This is a genomic window from Methylobacterium longum, assembly GCF_022179385.1.
In the GTDB taxonomy this organism is placed as follows: Bacteria; Pseudomonadota; Alphaproteobacteria; order Rhizobiales; family Beijerinckiaceae; genus Methylobacterium; species Methylobacterium longum.
The window spans coordinates 1-22098 of sequence record NZ_BPQS01000032.1 but is presented as its reverse complement, the minus strand read 5'-3'; the positions used below and the strand labels follow the sequence as shown (position 1 = coordinate 22098).

General features: G+C 71.1%; 21 protein-coding genes. 2 read left to right on the top strand and 19 right to left on the bottom strand.

Annotated features, from left to right (window positions below; all coding sequences use genetic code 11):
* Nucleotides 1–486 precede the first annotated feature (486 nt).
* The gene (locus tag MFF58_RS21970) at nt 487–651 is read right to left on the bottom strand and encodes a hypothetical protein (protein WP_238291102.1); all 165 of its coding nucleotides are present in this window, start codon (nt 649–651) and stop codon (nt 487–489) included.
* Nucleotides 652–1518: 867 nt separating this feature from the next.
* Between MFF58_RS21970 and MFF58_RS21965 the strand changes: the two genes are divergently transcribed.
* Nucleotides 1519–2967: a DUF1254 domain-containing protein gene (locus tag MFF58_RS21965; RefSeq protein ID WP_238291101.1), complete on the top strand. Its 1449-nt coding sequence runs from the start codon at nt 1519–1521 to the stop codon at nt 2965–2967.
* Between the two features lie 402 nt (nt 2968–3369).
* On the opposite strand, the gene MFF58_RS21960 is transcribed toward MFF58_RS21965, so the two are convergent.
* From MFF58_RS21960 to MFF58_RS21920, 9 genes are all read right to left on the bottom strand, one after another.
* Complete coding sequence (locus MFF58_RS21960) at nt 3370–4482, bottom strand: YeiH family protein (protein ID WP_238291100.1); 1113 nt, start codon at nt 4480–4482, stop codon at nt 3370–3372.
* Between the two features lie 28 nt (nt 4483–4510).
* Nucleotides 4511–4843, bottom strand: coding sequence for a SorB family sulfite dehydrogenase c-type cytochrome subunit (sorB, locus tag MFF58_RS21955; RefSeq protein WP_238291099.1), 333 nt, complete (start codon nt 4841–4843; stop codon nt 4511–4513).
* A gap of 12 nt (nt 4844–4855) precedes the next feature.
* Nucleotides 4856–6061 carry a SorA family sulfite dehydrogenase catalytic subunit gene (gene sorA, locus MFF58_RS21950; RefSeq protein ID WP_238291098.1) on the bottom strand — a complete coding sequence of 402 codons (1206 nt, stop codon included), beginning with the start codon at nt 6059–6061 and terminating at the stop codon, nt 4856–4858.
* A 70-nt stretch (nt 6062–6131) separates the two neighbouring features.
* On the bottom strand, nt 6132–6956 hold the full coding sequence (locus MFF58_RS21945) for a GntR family transcriptional regulator (RefSeq protein ID WP_238291097.1): 825 nt from the start codon (nt 6954–6956) through the stop codon (nt 6132–6134).
* Between the two features lie 75 nt (nt 6957–7031).
* Nucleotides 7032–8021, bottom strand: a complete 990-nt coding sequence (locus tag MFF58_RS21940) for an Ldh family oxidoreductase (RefSeq protein ID WP_238291096.1) — start codon at nt 8019–8021, stop codon at nt 7032–7034.
* Nucleotides 8022–8025: 4 nt separating this feature from the next.
* Nucleotides 8026–8967, bottom strand: coding sequence for an NAD(P)-dependent oxidoreductase (locus tag MFF58_RS21935; protein ID WP_238291094.1), 942 nt, complete (start codon nt 8965–8967; stop codon nt 8026–8028).
* A 12-nt stretch (nt 8968–8979) separates the two neighbouring features.
* A complete protein-coding gene (locus tag MFF58_RS21930) occupies nt 8980–10344 on the bottom strand; it encodes a cation:dicarboxylate symporter family transporter (RefSeq protein ID WP_238291093.1) in 1365 nt (454 codons plus the stop codon).
* 135 nt (nt 10345–10479) lie between these two features.
* Nucleotides 10480–11760: a UxaA family hydrolase gene (locus MFF58_RS21925; RefSeq protein WP_279603399.1), complete on the bottom strand. Its 1281-nt coding sequence runs from the start codon at nt 11758–11760 to the stop codon at nt 10480–10482.
* Nucleotides 11761–11767: 7 nt separating this feature from the next.
* Nucleotides 11768–12085: a UxaA family hydrolase gene (locus MFF58_RS21920; protein WP_238291092.1), complete on the bottom strand. Its 318-nt coding sequence runs from the start codon at nt 12083–12085 to the stop codon at nt 11768–11770.
* Nucleotides 12086–12485: 400 nt separating this feature from the next.
* Here MFF58_RS21920 and MFF58_RS21915 point away from each other — a divergent pair, with 400 nt between their 5' ends.
* Nucleotides 12486–13319, top strand: a complete 834-nt coding sequence (locus MFF58_RS21915) for a sulfite exporter TauE/SafE family protein (protein ID WP_238291091.1) — start codon at nt 12486–12488, stop codon at nt 13317–13319.
* Between the two features lie 18 nt (nt 13320–13337).
* Here the strand turns inward: MFF58_RS21915 and MFF58_RS21910 are convergent, their stop codons facing one another.
* Genes MFF58_RS21910 through MFF58_RS21870 form a run of 9 tightly spaced genes read right to left on the bottom strand, consistent with a single transcriptional unit; the run spans nt 13338 to nt 21735 of the window.
* On the bottom strand, nt 13338–14342 hold the full coding sequence (locus MFF58_RS21910; RefSeq protein ID WP_238291090.1) for an ABC transporter substrate-binding protein: 1005 nt from the start codon (nt 14340–14342) through the stop codon (nt 13338–13340).
* 23 nt (nt 14343–14365) lie between these two features.
* Complete coding sequence (locus MFF58_RS21905; protein ID WP_238291089.1) at nt 14366–16006, bottom strand: thiamine pyrophosphate-binding protein; 1641 nt, start codon at nt 16004–16006, stop codon at nt 14366–14368.
* Between the two features lie 13 nt (nt 16007–16019).
* Nucleotides 16020–17744 (bottom strand): L-aspartate oxidase, encoded by a 1725-nt coding sequence (locus MFF58_RS21900; RefSeq protein ID WP_238291088.1) that lies wholly within the window; start codon nt 17742–17744, stop codon nt 16020–16022.
* Nucleotides 17741–18352, bottom strand: a complete 612-nt coding sequence (locus MFF58_RS21895; RefSeq protein WP_238291087.1) for a fumarate hydratase C-terminal domain-containing protein — start codon at nt 18350–18352, stop codon at nt 17741–17743. The genes MFF58_RS21900 and MFF58_RS21895 overlap by 4 nt, the downstream gene beginning before the upstream one ends.
* Before the next feature lie 10 nt (nt 18353–18362).
* A complete protein-coding gene (locus MFF58_RS21890) occupies nt 18363–19235 on the bottom strand; it encodes a fumarate hydratase (RefSeq protein ID WP_238291086.1) in 873 nt (290 codons plus the stop codon).
* Between the two features lie 28 nt (nt 19236–19263).
* A complete protein-coding gene (locus tag MFF58_RS21885; protein ID WP_238291085.1) occupies nt 19264–19617 on the bottom strand; it encodes a succinate dehydrogenase, cytochrome b556 subunit in 354 nt (117 codons plus the stop codon).
* A 20-nt stretch (nt 19618–19637) separates the two neighbouring features.
* Nucleotides 19638–19967 (bottom strand): succinate dehydrogenase, encoded by a 330-nt coding sequence (locus tag MFF58_RS21880; RefSeq protein WP_238291084.1) that lies wholly within the window; start codon nt 19965–19967, stop codon nt 19638–19640.
* Nucleotides 19964–20716, bottom strand: a complete 753-nt coding sequence (locus MFF58_RS21875; RefSeq protein ID WP_238291083.1) for a succinate dehydrogenase/fumarate reductase iron-sulfur subunit — start codon at nt 20714–20716, stop codon at nt 19964–19966. The genes MFF58_RS21880 and MFF58_RS21875 overlap by 4 nt, the downstream gene beginning before the upstream one ends.
* A complete protein-coding gene (locus MFF58_RS21870; protein WP_238291082.1) occupies nt 20713–21735 on the bottom strand; it encodes an ABC transporter substrate-binding protein in 1023 nt (340 codons plus the stop codon). The genes MFF58_RS21875 and MFF58_RS21870 overlap by 4 nt, the downstream gene beginning before the upstream one ends.
* Between the last annotated feature and the right edge of the window lie 363 nt (nt 21736–22098).

Below are 22098 nucleotides of genomic sequence, written 5' to 3'. Positions count from 1 at the left end.
CCAGTCATGGCTATCCAGCACAATCCCTACACCGCCCCTCGGCGGCGGTGAACGCCCCTGCGCCGCCACACGGCGTCATTCCAGCCCAGAACCAAATTCTGGGGGTCCGTCACCCAGGTCAGCCGCGCGAGGCCGGCGGCTGACCTGGGCCTCACGCCGTTCATGCGGCGCAGATCACCCGCGGCATCCGCATTCTGTCGCGCAGCGAAGTCGAGGATCTGGTTGGCAGCCTGGTCGGGCCTCCCCGACGCCAGGGTTGGCGATACCGACCGCGCCGTCGAGAACGAGCAGGGCGGCACATCCGGGACGCGCGATCCATCCCGAGCGCCACCAGAGGCCGCCTGAGGCGTGGACGGGCAAATGCGGACTGGTTTCGCCTATCCGCAACGGCTGCGTTTCGCGCTCCGCGGAGCCGGGGAGGCCCTACACGACACCGTGTCGCTTCCGGACAACGAAACCTGGTTCCGCTTTGCCGCGCGCACGTCGTCAGTCCAGGGCGGCCATCAACGTAGGTTCGCCGCCCTGATCTAACTGATAGGACATGGCGATGTTTGTCCCATGGCTGATAAGTTGGGCCTGACCGAGCAGCATCAGGAGAGCGAACGCGCCCCAGAGCGCAACGAATTTGATTGGGGGACCGTCGTTGACCATTGTCGTCGCTCCTCTGTGGCGCGCGAGGAAAAGGTACTCCCGGAAGCGTAGCCGAACGTCCCCCATACGGGGTACAAGCACTATCGGCCCCAGTCTTGTCGGCTGGTATACTGAATGTCTCAGAGCGAAAGCTTGGTAATAAATGAGATAATCAAGTTTTCGTGAGACGGGCGCGCGGGCTTGCGAATCCTTCGCAAACGCGGCCGCACAGCCGGTGCGGGGCGAAGCGGCGCCTCCGTGACGCAGCGGAGGCGTTCGACCGGCGAGGCCGAACCATCCGCGAGGGTCAAGAACGAGACCGGCGAGCGGTACGTGCCGGTGCATCCGACACGATGGCGGCCCCCCTCGGCCGCCGTCACCGCATCGATCCTGCCCCCTGCCGCCTCCGCCTGCTTTCGCTGGTGTGCGATTGTTTGGACCGCGGTCGGGACCGGGGCTCAGAGTGCAGTCTGCAGGGGGGATGCGCGGCCGTTGCGTTGGCGTCCGCGTGACCGCATGTCCGAAAGCCGGAGGAAACTCTATCGGCCCCCCCCTGCGCTGACCTTTCACGGTGTCCGGAGCATGCTCCAACGGCCGAGCCGGAACATGCGCCAGCCGCATGATCGTTCCAGCGGGATGAAGTCCGTTCGCCAGGGCGTTTCCGACGCCCAGCCGAAACTGCGCGGCCGAACCGAAACGCGTCGCGATCCGTCGAGCCGGTGTCCCGTTCGATCAAGCGGACCCGCTCGGCGTCGGTATGCTGCCCAGCGCCGCGGACCGGCCGAGTTCCCGACATCGGCCCGTGGTCGCGCCGACGGCGGGCGAAGTCGGCCGGGCAGCCGGGCGCTGCATGCAGCCTGCCTGAGCGGGCGCGTTCGGGAGGCGGTCATGGATGTCACCAGACGGATCTTCGCTACCGGCGCCGCCACGATCCCGCTTCTCGGCTCGGGCCTGCCGCTCGCTCGCGCGCAGAGCACGGCTCAGGACGCGCCGCTCATCGGCAAGAACGGCGTGGCCGATCCGCTGGAACACGCGATCGACGCCTACATCTACGGCTACCCGCTCGTCACCATGGAGATGACCCGGCGCGTCCTCACCAACGTGGCCGCCCCCGAAGGCAAGGGTGCCCCGATGGGCCAGTTCGCCAACATGCGAGAGTACCCGGACGCGAAGTTCCGGGCCGTCACCGCTCCGAACGCGGACACGCTCTACTCCAGCGCCTTCGTCGATGTCGGCCGGGAGCCCCACATCCTCACCGTTCCGGACGAGGACGGGCGCTACTACCTCATGCCCATGCTCAGCGCCTGGACGAACGTCTTCGCGGTGCCGGGCAAGCGCACGACAGGGACAGGGCCGCAGACCTACTTCATCGCCGGACCCGGCTGGAGCGGCAGCGTGCCCTCCGGTGCCAAGCTGATCCAGGCCCCGACCAACCTGATCTGGATCCTCGGCCGAACCTACTGCACGGGCACGCCCGGGGATTACGGGGCCGTCCACGCCCTGCAGGACCAGTACCGGCTCATCCCGGCGAGCGCGGCCGGCAAGCCGTACACGCCACCCGCAGGCCGGATCGATCCGAGCATCGATACCAAGACGGCGGTGCGCGAGCAGGTCAACCGCATGGACGCGACGACCTACTTCAACCTCGTCGCCGCCTTGATGAAGGACAATCCGCCAGCGCTCGCGGACGGGGTTCCGGTTGCCAAGATGGCCTCGCTCGGGATCGTGCCCGGTCAACCCTTCGATCCGGCACGCCAGCCGCCCCCCATTCGGGAGGCCCTCGAGCGGGCGCCGAAGGAGGCCATTCCCCGCATCATGGGACACCTGAAAGCCACAGGCCAGCATGTGAACGGCTGGACCTTCACGACCGACGGCGGCGACTACGGCAAGGATTACCTGCAGCGCGCGCTCGTGACCGCGGTGGGCCTCGGCTGCAACCTGCCGCAGGACGCGGTCTATCCCTTGACCACGACCGATGGTGCCGGCCGGCGGCTGAACGGCGCCTCCAAGTACGTGATGCGCTTCCCGGACGGCGAACTGCCACCGGTTCACGGATTCTGGTCGCTGACGATGTACGATGCGGACTACTTCTTCGTCGAGAATCCGATCAACCGCTATTCGGTGAGCCCGCGCGACAGCCTCAAGGCCAACCCGGACGGCTCGGTCGATCTTCACATCCAGAACGAGAGCCCTGGTGCGCAGCTGGAGTCGAACTGGCTGCCGGCGCCGAAAGGACCGTTCATCCTGATGTTGCGCACCTACTGGCCGAAGGACGCTCTGCTCGACGGATCCTGGGCCCCACCGCCGGTCACACGCAGCGCGAGCGCAACGCTCTGAGCCGCCGGGCTGCAACCGTCCGGGTCAGCCGGCAGGTCTCGGTTCCTCGCTGCAAACGCTCCCGGCTCGGGCGCGGATTTCGGCGGCGTGCCCAGAGCGGCGACCGCCAGCCCTGCGGCCGTGCCGTCGAAACGGTTCCGCGTGTCGACCACGCGATGCAACCGGTTGCACGAGGGTCGAGCTGACGTCGCGCGTGAGACGGATCGATCGGCGGTCTGATCCGTCCCTCGATAAGACTCGGAGGACGACACGCGGTCATCCCGCTTCGCGCCGATCACCGACACGCAACCCGAGCCGCCCCCGGAAAGCCGGTCCCGGACTCCCGCGGCACGACCCCGAAACCAGCCCTTGCCTCCCCGACGAGGACGAAGGACCGAGCGGCATTCGGCGCAGGGCCGGCGCTCAGCCGAGTGCCAGTGCGCGGATGAGCAGGATGGCGATGGCGAGGAGCACGAGGAGCGAGGCGGTGACGGCCATCGTCACCCGACCGCCGACCTGCGCCAGCACGCGCACATCCACCCCGAGGCCCAGCGCCGCCATCGACACGATCGTCAGGAAGCCGGCCAGCCGGGAGATCGGCGCGATCCCGGCATCCGGGATCAGCCCGAGCGAGCGCAGGGTGGCCAGGGCCAGGAAGCCGAGGATGAACCAAGGCACCAGCTTGAAGAAGCCGGGCCGGGCCGGAGCGATCCCCGGCGCAGCCCTGGTGGTCGCGCCCGCCGCCGGCAGGCGCGGGGCGAGGAGCGAGAGGGCCAGCACCACCGGCCCAAGCATCAGCACCCGCACCAGCTTGACCAGCGTGCCCACCTGCGTGGCCAGCGGGCCCACCGGCACGGTGGCGGCCAGCACCTGCGGAACCGCGTAGACGGTCAGCCCCGCCAGAACGCCGTACTGGTGCTCGCTGAAGCCGAGAAGCGGCACGAACAGCGGCAGGCCCAGCACCATCAGCACGCCCAGCACCGCCGTGAAGGCGATGGCGGCCGCCACGTCCCGGCTGTCCGCGCCGATCACCGGGGCGACGGCGGCGATCGCCGAGTTGCCGCAGATCGCATTGCCGCAGGCGATCAGCAGCGCCATGCGCACTGGCAGCCCGAGGCTGCGGCAGAGCGCGCAGCTCGCCAGGATGGTGAGCGCCACCGCCCCGACGATGCCGGCCAGCAGCGCCGGACCCGAGGCGACGATCGCCCCGAGGCTCACCGCGGCACCCAGCAGGGTGACGGCCACCTCCAGCACCTGCTTGGCCGAGAAGGCGATCCCGGCCTTGAAGCGCGCGCCCGGCACCCAGACGGTGCGCAGGGCGGCGCCGAGCAGGATCGCCAGCACCAGGGCTTCCACGTAGGGATGGCCGGTCAGATGCTCCTCGCCGGCCTGCAGACCCTGCGAGACCCCGGTGATGGCCAGGCACACGAGCAGGCCCGGCAGCAGCGAGCTGGCCGTCCCGATCCAGCCGGAGGCGCGCGCCCGCCCCGAAGGCGCGGGCGGGCACGGGGCCGTCTCGGCGGTTCTGGCGATCATCGCGCGGCCTCCCGTCCGGTGCCGGCGCTCAGTAGGTCGCGCCAAGATAGGCGGCGATCGCCTTGGCCTGCTCCTCCGCGATCGGCGCGCGGTAGACCTTGATCATCTTGGTCACCTCCGCGTCCCAGAAGGCCTGCCCTTTCTTCGGCGGCTGCATGGCGATGTAGTCGGCCGAGTGGCAGGTCATGCAGGCCTCCTGCGCCGCCTGGAAGCCGGCCGCGTGGGCGGCATCCGGTGCCGGCCGGAACTGCGCCGTCGGCTCCGGCAGCGCGTAGGTGTCCGGCGCGGCATGCGCCACCGTCGTGGAGAGTGCGGCGGCGAGGGCGAGCGACGCCGCGAGGGGCAGGGGAATGCTGGACATGCCGATCCTCCTCTAGGCCGCCTGCACGTGGGTCGTCTCGACCACGTTGCGCATGTAGCCGGCCGGGTTCCAGCGCGGCGCCATCGGCTGTGTGCCGCCGTCGTTGCCGGTGGCCCGGACGCGAAGCGCGTGGCCGCCGGGCGTCAGGTCGGCTTCCGCGGTCCAGGTGCGGAAGGCGTAGGGTCCGAGATCCTGACCGAGACGAGCGGGGCTCCAGGTCCGGCCATCGTCGGCCGAGACCTCCACCGACCGGATGCCCGATCCGCCGTCGAAGGCGATGCCGCGCAGAGGCACGCGGCCGGCCTTCACCTGGGCGCCGTCGGCGAGGTTCGTGAGGAACGAGCGGACGTTGAAGCGGGCGATCGGCACGGTCTTGTCGGGCGCCTTGCCGGGCTCGGTGCAGGCGCAAGCGTTGTCGGGGATGCGGTAGGCCGTCTTCATCCAGAAGCCCTCGAACGGCTTGTCGAGGACGGTGATGCTGTTGAGGTGCTTCACCCAGTAGGTGCCGTAGTAGCCCGGCACGACGAGGCGCAGCGGGAAGCCGTTGAGCCAGGGCAGGTCCTGCCCGTTCATGGCCCAGGCCAGCATCACCGCGCCGTCGCGGGCGTGATCGAGGGTGAGCGCCTTGGCGAAGTCGGGCGTCTCCGGCAGGACCGGCCCGTCGAGGCCCTCGAAGGCGACCTGGACGGCGCCGGCCGTCACGCCGGCCTTGTCGAGCACAGCCTTGAGCGGCACGCCGGTGAAGCGGGCGCAGCCCATGGCGCCGTTGGCGAGCTGGCCGCCGGCGACGCGGGGCTCGAAGAAGCCGCGGGAATTGCCCGAGCACTGGTTGACCGCGACGATCTCGGATCCCGGCATCGCCTTGAGCTCGGCCAGCGAGAGCTGGAGCGGGCGCTCGACGTGACCCTGCACCGCCACGCGAAAGGCCTGCGGATCGATCTCGGTCGGGATGTCGGCGAGGTGGTAGCGGACGAAGAAGGCGTCGTTGGGCGTGATCGCGCCCTCGTCGAAGACGGAGAACGGCGTCTCCAGCTGCGGTGGGCGCGCGGTCAACTGCAGCAGCGGCCGCTTGCCCGGATAGGCCACGAGCGGACGCTCGCCGTTGCCGAAGGGAAGCGTGGCGGTGCCCGCCGCCCTGGCGCGCGGCACGCCCCCGAGGGCGGCGAGCGCGCCGAGCGCCGTCATCCGCACGAAATCTCGTTTTCCGCGGTCGATCATCGCGCCCCCGTCCTGGTTCTCGCAGAGGATGTCGGTTCAGGCGCGGCGCCCGCGCCCAGGCGGCTCCCGGTCAGCGCAGGACCGAGAGGTAGTGGATGTCCTGCGTCAGGCAGGTCGAGAGGCGCCACTCGACCGGCCGCTCCTCGAGATCGATGGCGACGCGGTCGATCTCGAGGGCAGGGGTCCCGGCCGGCACCTGGAGCAGCTCCGCCTCGTGGGGCCCGAGCGCCACGGCCTTCAGGCGCTCCTGGGCGGTGGCGATCGTGATGCCGTAGCGGGTGGCGTAGAGGCTGTAGAGGGTGTTCGGCAGCTCGATCTGGGCGATGCCCGGGAACAGGCCGGCGGGCACGCTGATCGTCTCGACCACGCAGAGCTTCGCGTCGACGGCGCGCACGCGCTCGATCCGGACCACCCGGGCCGACCGCACGAGGTCGAGGCGCCCGCGCTCGTCGGCGCTGGCGGCCGCCTCCGCGATCCCCGTGACCCGGCTCGTGGGCATGCCGGTGCCGTCGCCGTCCGGCCGCAGCTTCAGGAAGCGGAAGACGCTCTGCTTGTCGTCGTGATCGGCCACGAAGGTCCCGCGGCCCTGGCGGCGCACCAGCAGGCTGTCGGCGGTGAGCGCGTCGAGGGCCTTGCGCACCGTCCCCTGGCTGACGCCCAGCTCGACGGCGAGCTGCCCCTCGCTCGGCAGGATCTGGCCGGGCTGCCAGACCGCGTCGGCGAGGCGCTTCAGCAGCGTGTCGTAGACCTGCCGGTAGAGCGGGCGGAAGCCGACCGTGCGGGCGCCTCCCGAACCTGCGCGCCCCGAACCTGCCTGCCCTTCGCCTGACCGTTCCATCGCGTGACGACGCAGAGCCCCATCCGTGGGTAGAGCGTCGAAGGTTGTGTCCAGCACCTCTCCCTCCTCTGGCTTACGTGGCTCTGCCGATGGGAGCAATCACAGGTTTTTCCTCCGCACAGGCGATCCGCGTCACAGCGCCCGGATCTCGGCGACGAGGGCTTCGGCGACGTCGAGGCCCGCCTCGGCGGCCCGGCGACGGAGTGCGAGCCGGCGGCTGCCCGGGAGCCGGGCGCCGTCCTGCCTCTCGATCGCGTCCGCCAGCGCCGCGAAGCGCTCCGGCGCGTCCGGGCTGAGCGCCGCCGCGTCGAGGACGAGGATCAGCTGCCCGGTGCCCGGCGGGTCGCCCGCGGCGTCGAGGAACGAGGAGGCCTCGCCGGCAAAGCGCGCGCCGACGAGGCCGGCGGCAAGCAGCTCCACCATCAGGGCGAGCGCCGTGCCCTTGGCGTCGCCCAGCGGCACCATGGTGCCGTCGAGGGCCGCCTTGGCGTCGGTCGTCGGGCGCCCCTCGGCGTCGAGAGCCCAGCCCTCGGGGATCGGTTCGCCGCGCTTGGCCGCCCCGACGATGTTGGCGCGGGCCACCTTCGACAGGGCGAGGTCGACGACGATCGGCGCGCGGCCCGGCAGCGGGCAGGCGAAGGCCAGCGGGTTGGTGCCGAACACCGCTTGGCGCCCGCCCCAGGGCGCCATCGCGGCGGGCGTGTTGGCGAAGAGCAGGGCGACGCAGCCCTGCTCGGCCAGGACCTCCACCGGGCGTCCGGCCGCGCCGCAATGGTGCGAGCGGCGGATGCCGGCCGCCGCCACGCCCTGTTGGCGGGCGAGGTCCGGCAGCGCCTCCAGGGCGAGGTCGATGGCGGGGTAGGCGAAACCGTGGGCGGCGTCGACCGCGAGCAGGCCCGGGCGCGGGCGCTCCGCCCGCGGGACCGCGTCGCCCACGACCTTGCCGGCACGCACCTGCGCCGCGTAGGGCGCGACCCGCGACAGGCCGTGGCCCTTCAGGCCATCCGCCTCGGCGCCGACCAGGGCGCGGGCGACGCTCCGCGCCGCGGCCTCGGCCGTGCCGCAGCGGACGAGGGCCTCCGCGGCCAGGGCCTCGGCCTCCGACAATGTGAGGTTCGGCATCGGCTCAGCGCTCCGTGAGGTGGCGACGCACCGCCGCCGCAGTGACGGCGGAGACGCGCACGTTCGATTCCTGCGTCACCCCGGCGATGTGCGGGGTCAGGATCAGGTTCGGCACGTCCGCGAAGACGGCGCCGGCCGACGCGTCAAGGGGCTCCCGGTCGAACACGTCCAGCGCCGCGCCGCCGAGATGGCCGGCGCGCAGGGATTCGGCCACGGCGGCCTCGTCCACCACGCCGCCCCGGGCCGCATTGATCAGGATCGCGCCCTTGGGCATCCGGGCCAGCGCCGCCGCGTCGATCAGGCCGCGCGTCCGATCGGTGAGGGGCACGTGCAGCGAGAGCACGTCGCTCTGGGCGATCAGAGCTTCGAGCGCCTGCCGCTGCACGGGACCGGTGGCCGGGTTCCAGGCCGGATCGCCCTCGGCGACGAAGGGGTCGTGGGCGGCGACCGCCATGCCGAGGGCCGCAGCCCTCTGGGCGGTCTCGCGGGCGATGGCGCCGAAGCCCACCAGGCCGAGGCGTTTGCCGGAGATCTCGCGGCCCATCAGGGCGTTGCGCGGCCACGTGCCGGCCGCGACGCGGGCCGTCGCCCCGTAGGCGCCGCGCAGGAGCAGCATCGCGGTGGCGAGCACGTACTCGGCGACCGCGACGTCGTTGGCGCCCGTCGCCGGATAGACCGCGATGCCCCGGTCCCGGCAGGCCGCCCCGTCGATGTTGTCGAGGCCGACGCCGAGGCGGCCCACCACCTTGAGGTCGCGGGCGGCGGCGAGCAGGGCGCCGCGCACCTGCGTCCGGTTGCGCACGATCAGGGCGTCGGCCTCCGCAACCGCGGCGGCGAGATCGTTGGGCCGGTCGACGAGGCCGGGATCGTACACCACGTCGAAGCCGGCGAGCTCGGCCGCGATCGCCGCCTCGTCCATGAACTCGCTGATGATGACCTTGGGCATGGAGGGTCCTTCTCAGGTCGCCGGCACGGCAGCGGGGAGGGGGCGGCGGAAGGCGGCCGCCGGCTCGCGGGCGGGGATCGCATCCGCCACCGCGTCCTCGTCGTCGAGGAGGTCGAAGTCCGGGGTGATGCGGCCGTCGAGCACCGCGCGGGCATGGGCGAGGTCGATCTTGCCCTCCCAGCGGGCGATCACGAGGGTCGCCACCATGTTGCCGATCGCGTTGGTCACGCAGCGCAGCTCGTTCAGGATGCGGTCTACCCCGATGATCAGGGCGATGCCCGCCACCGGCAGGAGCTGCGAGGCCTGGAGCGTCGCGGCGAGCACGAACAGGATGGCACCCGCCACGCCCGCGACGCCCTTCGAGGTCACCAGCGCGATGGCCAGGATGCCGAGTTCCTGCTCCCAGGTCAGCGGGATGTTGAGGGCCTGGGCGATGAAGCCGATCGCCATGGTCAGGTAGATGCAGGAGCCGTCCATGTTGAAGGACAGGCCGGCCGGCATCACGAGGCCGGTGACGCTCTTGTCGACGCCGAGCCCGTTGAGCTTGGCCATGATCCGCGGCAGCACCGATTCCGTGCTCGTGGTGCCGAGCAGGATGAACAGCTCCTCGCGGCTGTAGCGGAACAGCTTCCACAGGCTCAGGCCGACGTAGAACCGCATCACGCCGCCGAGGAAGACCGCGATGAACACGATGAAGGTCAGGTAGAGCGAGACGATCAGCATCCCGTACTGGGCGAGGATGCCGAGCCCGAACTTGCCGATGGTGAAGGCCATCGCGCCGAAGGCGCCGATCGGCGCGAAGTGCATGATCAGCCCGACGACCTTCATCAGCACGTCGCCGAAGGCGTGGACCACCTTGAGCGGGAACTCGCCGCGCCGGCCCAGCATCGCGAGCCCCATGCCGACGAGCACCGAGAAGAACATCACCTGGATCAGGTCGCCCTTGGCGAAGGCGTCGACCGCGCTGTGCGGGATGATGTTGGCGACGATCTCCATCGGCGACTGCGCGTGGGCCTTTCCGGCGATGCCGGCGACCAGCTTGGCGTCAAGGCTGTCGACCGTGGCGTTCACGCCGTCGCCCGGCCGCAGCAGGTTCACGAACAGGAGGCCGGCCCCGAGCGCCACCGTCGTGGCGGCCTCGAAGTACAGGATGGTCTTCAGGCCCATCCGGCCGACGCTCTTCATGTCGCCGACATGCGCGATGCCGACGACGACCGTGCAGAAGATGACGGGGGCGACGATCATCTTGATCAGGTTGATGAACATGTCGCCGAGGATCTTGCAGCCCACGGCGAAATCGGGAGCCACCACCCCGACCGCGATGCCCAGCGCGATGCCGAGCAGGACCTGGCCGTAGATCGACCGAAGCAGCCTCATGCGTTCCTCCACAGTGACAGGACGGAGGCCGCCGCGGTTCCGCCCGCGGTCGTGCGCTCCCTCGTGGTCCGACCCCGTGGCGTCGGGGCTGCGCCCGCGGACCGGTTCGCGGTCCGCGGGCGCGGGACTGGCGCGTCAGGCGCTGCGGTAGAGCTTCGTCATCACGAATTCCCGGTGGCCGAGGGACTCGGCCGCCGTGAGCCGGCCGTTGGCGGTGCGCACCACCATGTCGATCAGCGCGTCGCCGGCCTGCGGGATCGTCATCTCGCGGCTGAGCACGCCCGACACGTCCACGTCGATATGCTCACCCATGGTCCGCACGGTCCGGGGATTGCCGGTGATCTTGATCACGGGGACGATCGGATTGCCGATCACGTTGCCCTGGCCGGTCGGGAAGGTGTGGACCACGTAACCCGCCGCCGCCATCAGGGTGACGCACTCGGCGGCCGCCGAGGACGTGTCCATGAAGTAGAGGCCGGGCCCCTTGGCGGGGGCTTCCGCGGGCTGCAGGGCGTCGATGAACCGGCACTCGTGGCCGATCTTCTCGAGGTTGCCGAGCGCTTTCTCCTCGATCGTGGTGAGGCCGCCCGCGATGTTGCCCTTGGTCGGCTGCGAGTCCGAGAGATCGTCGGTCTTGTGGGCCTCGATGACGTCGTCCTGATAGGCCTTCCACATCGTGTACCACTTGTCGGCGATGTCCGGGCTGATCGCCCGCTCGCGGCAGAGGTGCTCGGCGCCGGTGATCTCCGACGTCTCACCGAACACCCCGTAGATCCCGTGCGGGATCAGCTTGTCGTACATGTTGCCGACGGTGGGGCAGGAGGCGAGGCCGGTGGTGGTGTCGGACTCGCCGCACTTGGTCGAGACCCAGAGGTCGGCGATCGGGCATTCCTCGCGCTGGAGCTCGGTGGCCCACTGCACGAAGCGCTTGGCCTGGTAGCTCGCCTTGGCGACGATGGCGATGTCGCCGTGGCCCTCGATCCCGAAGCCGACGACCGGCTTGCCGGTCTTGGCGATGCCCTCGACCACGCGGTTGGTCCACTGGTCCTCGATGCCGATCACCACGACGGCGGCGACGTTCGGGTTCGAGCCGATGCCGATGAGGGTGCGGAAGTGGAGGTCCAGATCCTCGCCGAACTGCAACCGGCCGTAGGCGTGGGGCAGCGCCATCGTGCCCTTTATGGTGTTGGCGACGGCCTCGCAGGCGGCATTGGAGAGATCGTCCAGCGGCAGGAGCACGACGTGGTTGCGCACACCGACCCGGCCGTTCTCCCGGCGCCAGCCCATGAAGGTGGCGGACGTGTAGTTCTCCGAGGCGCGCTTGGTCGCGAGCGCCGGGGTGGCGAATTGATCGGGCGCACCGCCGACGAAGGGGGTGGCGATCTCGTGTTCGAGCTGAGCGGCTTCCTTGGACATCGTCACCTCACCAGCGCTTCGTCTTGACGTTGTGGACATGGACGTGCTCGCCCTTGGCGACGTCCTTGATGACCTTGCCGATATCCTGGCCGTACTTGATGGCCGTGTCGCCGGCCTTCAGGTCGGTGAGCGCGACCTTGTGGCCGATCGGGATGTCGTGGCGGACGGCGACCTCGAAGGTGCTGTTGTTCTCGGTGACCACCCCGAAGGCGTCGGTGTTCGCGCTCAGGCCCTCGATCACCGCGACGGCGACGTTGTCGTGGGGGGAATGGGCGAGAAGATGCGGCTTGCGGTGCCCCTCGCCGGACGCGGCGTGGCTGCTCATGCGGTCCTCCTGATAGCTGTGTCGTCGGCTGCTCGGCGGCGACGTGTCTTATATAAGACTGCTTAAGCGACCGGCGTCAACGGCCGATTGAGCGGCGGGACCGATTTCGTTGGCCTCGGGTTCGAGGGGTTACCGCCTCCCGCTCAGCGCCCGTGGATCCACCCATCGGATCCGGCGCCTTGATCCGATCGATCGAGTCGGGCGCCCGGAGATGCCATGCGCGTCTCCACCCCCGCGGACGGGGAGGGCGCAGGATGGATCTGGACGGCCTTCCCCTCGAACGGCCGAGGCACTCGGCCAGCTTGGCTCCGGGCACTCCGTGAAGAAGGAGCTCATCGCCGGCGGCCCGATCTCCCGCCTTGCTCCGCGTGACAAGTCTTATATAAGATACATTCAGAATGTGTCCTGCTTCCGGCGGGCCGCCGACCGGGAGGACGAGGATGGCAAGCGAGCCTGCGCGGGGTATTGGCCGGGCTGGGCATCCGCGGTGAACGAGACGCTCCTCCTCATCCTCTGCGTCGGCTGCGCCGGACTGATTTCGGGCCTCACAGGCTTCGCCTTCGCGCTGATCGCCTCCGGTACGCTGCTGTCGATCCGCACGCCCGTCGAGGCGACCGCCCTGGTGCTGGTCTGCAGCATCCTCTCGCAGGTGATCTCGATCCTGCGGCTGCGGACTTGGCCGCCGCGGAACACCGCCTTCGCGATGATCCTGCCAGGCCTGATCGGGGCGCCGATCGGCATCCACCTGCTGCACGATCTCGACCCGCGCCACATCAAGGTCGCGATCGGCGCCTTCCTGGTCCTCTACAGCGGCGGCATCGCGCTGCTGCGCGCCGACTACCGGGTGGGCTTCGGCAATTCTTGGAGCGACGGGGCGATCGGCTTCCTCGGCGGCGTGCTGGGCGGCATCGCGGGCTTGTCCGGCGCCCTGCCGACGGCCTGGAGCCTCGTGCGCGGCTGGGAGCCCCGCACTCAGCGGGCTGTGTACCAATCCTTCACCCTGGTGATGCAGGTCTGGGCTTTCTCGATCCTCGTCTACCTCGACCCGATCCCCCCCGAACTCGTCGGCGACCTGGCGCTGGCGCTGCCGGTGGTGCTGGTGAGCGTGCTCGCCGGGCTCTCGCTGTTCGCCCGGATCGACCAGCGGCGCTTCCGCACCCTCGTCCTGGCCCTGCTCGCGGCGATCGGGCTGACCACCACCGCGCTGGCGCTGCCCGGCCTGCTGCAGGGTTGAGGCGGCCGCCGGGGCGGCTCAGCTCCCGGCCTTGCCGTGAACGCCCGCGAAGAACAGGTCCTTCCAGCTATCCGGGCGGCGGCGGATGGTGCCGGTGCGGGCCATGAAGTCCGCGACCTTGCCGATGGCCCGGGGCGTCGCCGTGAAGGAGACCTGCGGGTCGTTCAGGATCTCGGTGACGAGGCCGACATCGCTCCCGTCGCGGGCGAGGCGCACGTAGGCGCGGGCCGCCTCCGCCTTGTCGGCCACGATCCCCGCGAGGGCCTCGTCGAGGGCGGCGCCGAACGCCTCGAAGACGCGGGGACTGGCCGCCGCGAAGGCCGCGGAGGCCCAGACCACGTTGAAGGTCGAAGGCTCGCCCAGCACGTCGAAGCTGTTCAGCACCGTGCGGATGCCGGGCCGGCGCAGTTCCAGCTCCTGGATCGGCGCGGCGGTGAAATGCGCCGTCACCTCGCTGCCCCCGAGGAGCGCCGCCATCCCGTCGGGATGCGAGAGGGTGACGGTGAGCCGGTCGAGGTCGTTGCGGCGGCCCGCGCCGAGTTCCTTCTCGGCGGCCATCTGCAGGAACATCGCCTGGACCGAGACCTTCACGGCGGGGAGCGCGATCTTGTCCCGGTCGGTGAAGTCCGCGAGCGTGCGCACCTTCGGGTTGCTGGTGTTCATCAGCAGCGGCATGCTGTTCATCGCCGCCACGCCCTTCACCGCCATGGCGGTGCCCTCGGTCTTCGACCAGAGCAGCACGAGGGGCGGCACGCCGCCGGCCGCGAACTGGATCTGCCCGGAGAGCAGGGCGTCGTTCATCGCCGCGCCGCCCGCTAGGGTGAGGTACCGGGCCTGCAGCCCCGCCACGCCGCGGGCGGCCGCGGCCTTCTGGAGCAGGCCCTGCTCCTCCATCAGCATCAGCGGCAGGTGGCCGAGGCTCGGCTGGCGGGCGATGGCCACCGCACCGGCCTCCTCGGCCCGCCCCGGGACCGGGCTCGCCAGGAGCGCCGCGGCCCCCGCCAGAACGTCGCGTCTGCGCATGATCCCCCTCCTCAGCGGTGTTCCTAGCCGGGGCGGCGGATCGCCGGTGCCGCCACGCTCTCGATCATCACGTTGATGCAGGCGGGCAGGCCGCTGGCCTGGGCCGCCTCCAGGGCCGCCGGGAGGGCGGCGGCCTCGGTGACCAGCGTGCCGAAGCCGCCGAGGGCCTGGACCACCGCGTCGTAGCGGGTCGGGAGCAGGTCGCAGTGGCGCGTCCGCTGGGGGCCGTAGCTGCGCAGCTGGATCTGGTGCTCGGCGTTCCAGCGCGCGTCGTTGCCCACCACCGCGATGAACGGGACGCCGTAGCGCACGGCCGTGTCGAACTCGGCCATGTGGAAGCCGAAGGTGCCGTCGCCCAGCACCGCGATCACGGGGGCGCCGGGGCGCTCCAGCGCGGCGGCGATCGCGAAGGGGATCGATGCACCGATCGTCCCCGAGACGCCGTTGATCAGCCGGCGCCCGGCGCGGACCAGGGCCTGCGGCCACTGGCCGATCTCGCCGCCGTCGCAGATCAGCGTGCCGTCCGGATGGCGTTCCAGGAAGGCGTCGACCGCGCGACACAACTCCACCGGGTGCAGGCGCTGCCCCGTCCCGCGCAGATCCGCCCAGCCGGGCGGGCGGTAGGCGAGGGCAGCCCGCGCCTCCCGGTGCCAGGCGTCCCGGTTCGAAGCGTCCCGGTGGGGGAGGGCGGTCGCGCGCGCGGTCAGCGCCGCCAGAACCGGGCGCGGATCGGCGAGGCCCGCGACGGCGAGGCGGTCCGCCGGAGCGCGGGCGAGGAGCGCCGGATCGGGATCGACGATGACGAAGCGGCAATTGGGGGCGAGGGCGGGTGCCGCACCGAAGCGCAGGGTGAAGTCGAGCGGCTTGCCGAGCAGGACGAGGAGGTCGGCCCGCGCCAGGACCTCGGCGAAGGCGCCGAGCGCCGGATCGTTGATCCCGCGGGGGCTCTCCATGCCGACGACCGGCACGCCCAGGGTCTCGTCCAGCGCCGCCATGGCGGCCCGGCCGGAGGCGTCGCACAGGGCCGGGCCGCAGGCGACGAGGGGCCGTTCCGCCCCGGCGAGGGCGGCGAGCAGGTCGGCCACGAGATCGGGCGCCGGCTCGGCGGCCCGGATGGCGGCCGCGGCCCGCTCCGGGATCCGCACGGAGGCGGCGGGGACGGCCTTGTCCAGCAGGTCGACCGGCAGGCTGAGATGGACCGGGCCGGGCCGCCCCTCCCGGGCGATCCGGAAGGCCCGGGCGAGGTCCGGGCCGAGGGAAGCGACCGAGCCGGCGGTCCAGGCGGCCTTGGTCATCGGCCGGGCGATGTCGGCCTGGGCCAGTTCCTGGAAGGCGCCGCGCCCGAGTTCGGACAGGCCCGCATGGCCGGAGAGCAGCAGCACGGGCGAGTCCGCGGCCACTGCCGTGGTGAGCGCCGCCGCGCCGTTGGTGTGGCCCTGACCGCCCGTGACCAGCGCGACTCCGACCTCGCCGGTCAGCCGGCCCCAGGCATCGGCCATGTGGACGCAGGCCGCCTCCTGGCGGGTGTGGACGAGGGTGATCCCGGTCTCCAGCAGGGCGTCGAAGACCGGCATGATGTGATTGCCCGACAGGGTGAAGATCCGGGTGACGCCGAGCGCCTCCAGGGTCCGGGCCACGATGTCGGCGCCGCGCAGGGTCTGCATGGCTCAAATCCCCTCAGGCGGCCGCGTCGAGGAGGGAGCCCCCCGGCCGCACATGGGTGAAGTGCACCGGCTCCATCGCGAGGTCGAGGGCCCCGCCGCGCTGGCGCACCACGGTGTAGTGCGAGGTCGCGAGATCCGAGGCCTCCGGGAAATCCTCGCGGAAATGCGCGCCGCGGCTGTCGGTGCGGGCGAGCGCCGCCCGGGCGACCGCCTGCGAGACCAGCACGAGGTTCTCGAGGTTCAGCCGGTCCATCCAGGTCAGCGCGTAGCGGCGGTCGCCGTCCGGCGCGCCGGCCCGGGCGACCGCGTCGGAGAGCCCGTCGAGGGTGGCGAGCGCCCGGGTGAGGCCGGTCGCGTCCCGCAGGATCCCGACATCGGCCCACATGGTCTCGTAGAGCGCCTCGCGGATCTCCGGCAGCGACCCCGCGGGCCGGCCGAGCGACCCGTAGGCCCGGGCGAGGCCCGCCTCGATGGCGGCGGGATCCGGCTCGGCGAGGGCGCCCTCGCGCGTCACGGCCCGGGCCATGGACTGGCCGGCCAAGCCCCCGAACACCGTGGAATTCGCCACGCCGTTGCCGCCGAGCCGGTTCGCCCCGTGGACGCCGCCGGTATCCTCGCCGGCCGCGTAGAGGCGCGGCAGCGCGGTGGTGCAGTCGACCGCGAACTGGAGGCCGCCCATCATGTAATGGGCCGTGGGGATGACCTCGACGAGGCCGCCCGCGAGGTCGAAGCCGCAATCGGCGCAGCGCTCGACCATGCCCTTGAACCGGCGGCGCACGTCCTCGGGGCCGAGATGGCTCATCTGGATGTGGACGCCCCCGCTCGGGGTGCCGAACCCCTCGCGCAGCCGCCGCATGATCGAGCGGCTGACCACGTCCCGGGTCGCGCGCTCGGCCCGCGGGTCGTACGCCTCCATGAAGCGCTGGCCGGTGGAATCGAGGAGCCAGCCCCCCGCCCCGCGCAGGCCCTCCTCCAGCACCGTCCCGGTCATGCGGGTGCCGGCGCCCGCGAGCAGGCCGGTCGGGTGGAACTGCACCATCTCCATGTCGCGCAGCGGGAGCCCCGCGCGCAAAGCCATGGCGAGCCCGTCGCAGGACTTGTCGCCGGACGGCGTGTGGTACTTGTACATGGTCGGCCCGCCGCCGGTGGCGAGCAGCACGGCCTTGGCCCGCACCAGCTTCGGCTCCCCGGTGCGCATGTCGAGCATCAGCACGCCCGCCAGCCCCGACCCGTCCCGGGCCGGGATCAGCTCCAGGGCGCGGTGATCCTCCAGCCGGTGCACGTCCCGGCGCCAGACCTGCTCGGACAGGCGGTTGATGATCTCGATGCCGGTGAGGTCGCCCTTGTGCACCGTCCGGTCGAAGGTCTGGCCGGCAAAGGCCTTCTGGTGGACGCTGCCGTCCGGGTTGCGGTCGAAGAAGCAGCCGAGCTCGGTCTCCAGCTCCCGGATCCGCACCTGCGCCTCGGTGACGAGCGTCCAGGCGAGCGCTTGGTCGTTCAGCCACTTGCCGCCCTCGATCGTGTCCATGAAGTGCCGCTCGACTGAGTCGCCCGGCGCCAGCGCGACGTTGTAGCCGCCCTGGACCATGCGGGTGCAGCCGCACTTGCCGAGCAGCCCCTTCACCGCGACGGTGACGTCGAGGTCGGGGGCGACCTTCTTGGCGTGAAGCGCCGCGAACAGCCCGGCCCCGCCGGAACCGAGGATCAGGATGTCGGTCTCGACCTGTTCGGGACTCATCGGGCCTCCTCCAGGGAGGCCAGCACCGCGTCGCGCCGGGCGGCCACGTCGCGCTGGACGTCGGCGAAGAGCGAGCCGCCGTGCGAATCCATGCCGACCAGCAGCGGCCCGAAATCGCGGATCGCGAACTGCCACAGGCTCTCGGGGTGGAGGTCGTCGAGATCGACATCCACGATGGTCTCGATCCAGGTGGTCTCCAGCGCCGCCGCGCCGCCGACGATCGCCAGGTAGGCGCCGCCGCGCCGCGCGAAGGCGTCGAGGGTCGCCGGTCCCATGCCACCCTTGCCGACGATGAGGCGCACGCCCTCCCGCTCCATCAGGGCGTCGGTGAAGCGCTCCATGCGCATCGACGTGGTGGTACCGATGCAGAACGGCGCGTAGCCGACCGGCGCCTCGTTCGAGACCGGGACGCGGTGGACGTTCGGCGCGGTGTGGATCACCGCGTGGCCGTTCAGGTCGAGCCGGGTGCGGCGATCCCGGTCGAACATGTGGATCAGGGTCGCGTCGCGGATGCCGAACAGCCAGCGGCGGAGGGTGACGGTGTCGCCGATCCGGAGCGCCCGGATCTCGGGCTCAGTGGCCGGCATGTCGAGGACGTGGTGGGCCACGGTCTGCTCCTCAATCGAACGCGATGCCGCCGGGCGTGAACGTCGCGCGGGCGCGGCGGGCCGAGTGGCACTGGATGTTCACGGCGACCGGGTTCTGGGTGATGTGGGTCGCGGCGAGTTCGACGTGGACGGCGAAGCTCGTGGACCGGCCGCCGAGCCCCTGCGGGCCGATGCCGAGCTCGTTCACCGCCCGCGACAGCTCGGCCTCGATCCGGGCGCCCTCGGGATCGGAGCAGACCGAGCGCAGCGGCCGGGTCGCCGCCACCTTGGCCAGATGCATGCACAGGTCCGAGGTGCCCCCGAGCCCGACGCCCACGATGGTCGGCGGGCAGACCCGGCCGCCCAGCTCGATCACCCGGTCGATGACGAAGCGCTTGGCCGCGCCGATCCCGTCCGAGGGCAGCAGCATCTGCAGGAACGAGCCGTTCTCCGAGCCTGAGCCCTTCGGGATCATCTCCACCGCCACGGTCTCGGGCCGGTCGTCGAAGTCGACGTGGATGATCGGCACGCGGATGCCGCAGGAGGTCTGCTCGTTCTTGCGGGTGATCGGGTGGACCACCGAGGAGCGTAAGGAAAACTCCTTCGTGGCCCGTTCGCAGCCGCGCCGGATCGCGGCCTTCAGGGCGGCGCCGTCGACGCGCACGTCGGCGCCGATCACGACGTTGTAGATCGGGATGCCGGTATCCTGGCAGAGGATGTTCTTCGTGCGCTCCGCGACCGCGACGTTCTCCACCATCGTGTCGAGGATGGCCCGGCCCGTGGCGCTGGTCTCGGTGCGCTGCAGGTCGGCGAAGCCCGCCTTGATGTCGGGCGGCAGGATCTTCAGGGCGCGGACGTAGAGGTCGCGGCAGACCTCCTCGAATTCGCGGATGTCGAGATCCATGGCGGGTCTCCGGGGCGACGGGCGGGGCTCACGCCCCGCTGAGGAGGAACAGGAGGCCGACCGCGAAGGCGGTCGCGAGGCAGCCGGAGACGACCAGGGCGGTGCGCTCGCGGTAGCGCAGCCACTCGATGGCGAGCACCCGCAGGCCCAGCGCCATGTGGACGGCGAGGGCACAGACGAGACCCCATTCGGCGGTGCGGACGAAGCCGTTCTGGGTGAGGCCGAGGAAGCTCTCGAGTCGGTCGGCGCCCTGGAGCGCGGTGCCGAGCGCGATGAAGTGCATCGGGAGGAACAGCGCCAGGGCGAGCCCCGAGAGGCGATGGATCAGGGCGGCGGCGAAACCGGGCCGGCGCAGGGACGCGCGAATCAGGCCGGCCCGCATGGGAGGCGTCGTGGAAGCCCTCATGCCCAGTACACCGCCAGCGCCGCCCGCAGGCCCAGCCCGGCGAGCAGGGCCGAGAAGGCGATCATGCTGAGGTCGAGGGAGCGGCCGCGCCAGCCGGTCCACTCGCGCAGGATGCTGCGCAGGCCGATCGGGGCGTGGATCGCGGCGGCCAGCACGAAGACCGCGTAGAACGCGAGGAAGGCGAGGTTGCCGTGCGTCCGGCCCAGGATCTCCCCGGCCGTAAGCCCGCCACGCACCGCGTACAGGATCGTGCCGAGATGGACTGCGACCGTGACCGCGAGGATCGCGGCCGTGCCGCGCTGGGCGAGGTACAGGAGCGGGCTCATCCGCGCCTCCAGAACCGGCGCAGCGCCGCCTTGCCGGTCTCGCGCTTCAGGCCGGCGATCGAGAAGGTCGGGCTCAGGCCCTTCGGGCAATGCTCGGTGCAGCTCATGTGGCTGTGGCAGGAATGGCAGCCGGCATCGCCCGCCACCGCGGCGAGCCGCCCGTCGCGATCCTGGTCGCGCACGTCGTTGACCAGCGTCCAGGCCCGGTTGAGGGCCGCGGGCCCGAGATAGTCGGGATTCCAGGTGACGACATCGCAGGCGGCGTAGCAGACGCCGCAATTGATGCACTCGATGCCGGCATCGACCTCCTGGCGGGCGGGCGAGTCCGGCTCGACGGTCGCGAAGTCGTCGGGCGGGTTCTCGCCCGGCTCGAAATACCCGTGGGCGCGGCGCCACTTCTCGAAGAAGGGCTCCATGTCGACCGCGAGATCCTTGACCACCGGCAGGTTGCGCAGGGGCTCCAGGCTCAGCATCCCGTCCGGCGCCACCGCGGCGACCCGGGTGCGGCAGGTCCAGCGCGGACGCCCGTTCACCGTCATGCCGCAGGAGCCGCACATGCCGACCCGGCAGGCGAAGCGGTAGGCGAGCGTCGGGTCCTGATCGCGCTGGATCTCGGTGACGACATCGAGCACCGTTTGATTGGCCCGGCGCGGCACCACGTATTCCGCGACCGCATCGCCCCGCCGGACGCGTACCCGCAGCGCCTCGGTCACGCCCTGTCCGACGGCGTGATCGACGGGGACCGTCACCGCGTGGCCTCCTTGGGGGCATCGCCCGCCGCCGGCGCGGGGAAGAACAGCTCGGCGTCGCTGGAGGCCGTGGCGGAGACCAGTCCGGCGCGGTTCATGTAGGCGAGATAATCCGTCATGCGCTCGGGCTTGGTGGTCCAGGCGTTCTGCGGTGCGCGGATGAGGGCTTCCGCCTCCTCCGGCGAGATCTTCGCGCCTTCCGCCTTGATCCAGAGGGTCGCGGCCTTCGCCGGATCGTCCCGGATCAGCTTCAGGCTGTCTTCGAGCGCCGCCAGGAAGGATGCGGTGACCTTGGGATTGGCCGTGACGAAGCGGCTGGAGGCCCAGACGAGGTTGAAGGTGTGGGGACCGCCCATGACGTCGTAGCTGTCGAGCACCTTGTGCGCCCGCGGGTCCTTCAGCTCCATCTCCTGAAACGGAGGAGAGCCGAAATGCGCCGTGATCTCCGAGTGGCCGCCCATCAGGGCGGTCTGCGCGTCGGGATGTCCCATCGAGACGGTGAGCGGATCGAGCTTGGCCTGCTGGCCGGGCCCGAAGGCCTTCTCGGCGGCCATCTGCAGGGTGATCGCCTGGATCGAGGTCTTGGCGGTCGGCAGCGCGATCTTGTCCTGAGGGCCGAAATCCTTGATCGACTTGACCGCAGGATTGGTGGTCACCAGCCAGAGCGGCATCGCGTTCAGCGCCGCCACACCCTTGACCTTGATGTTGCCCTGTGTCCGGCCCCAGATCGTCAGGAACGGGCCGACGCCGCCGGAGGCGAAATCGAGGTTGCCGGAGAGCAGGGCCTCGTTCATCCCCGAGCCGCCGGTGAAGCGCAGCCACTCGGCCTTCAGGTCGAGGCCGCGCCGCTTGGCCTGCTGTTCCAGCAGGCCCTCCTCCTCCATCACGGTCAGCGGCAGATAGGAGATCCCGAACTGCTTCGCGAGCCGAACGGTCGAGACCTCGGCGCGGGCGGCGCTGAGCGCCACGCACATGGCCGCGACCGTCCCGACGAGCCGGATGATGCCCCGTGCCGCCATGGCGTTCCTCACCGGTTCTTGCGCCGATCTTGTCTCTCGCGAGTCCGTCGGCGTCGAGTCGAGGATACGCGCCGGGGGAGGCGTGTCAACACTCATGTGTCATATACATGACCTGGCGCGCGTCTCGAGGGCGAGCGGCGTCCGGCGCGCCTGATCGTTTCCGGATGCGGAGTGAGCGACGGCGCGCATCGGGACGGCTCGATGCGCCTGCCGCCGGGTCGGCGCGCGGAGCGCGAAGCTGGCGTCGGAAGACCGGCCCCGGACGTGGGGCGGTTCAGGCCTGCATGCCCCAGCGCTGGAGGGTGCGGCGCTCGATGGTCTGGAAGATCAGGTTCTCGACCACGAGGCCGATCAGGATGACGG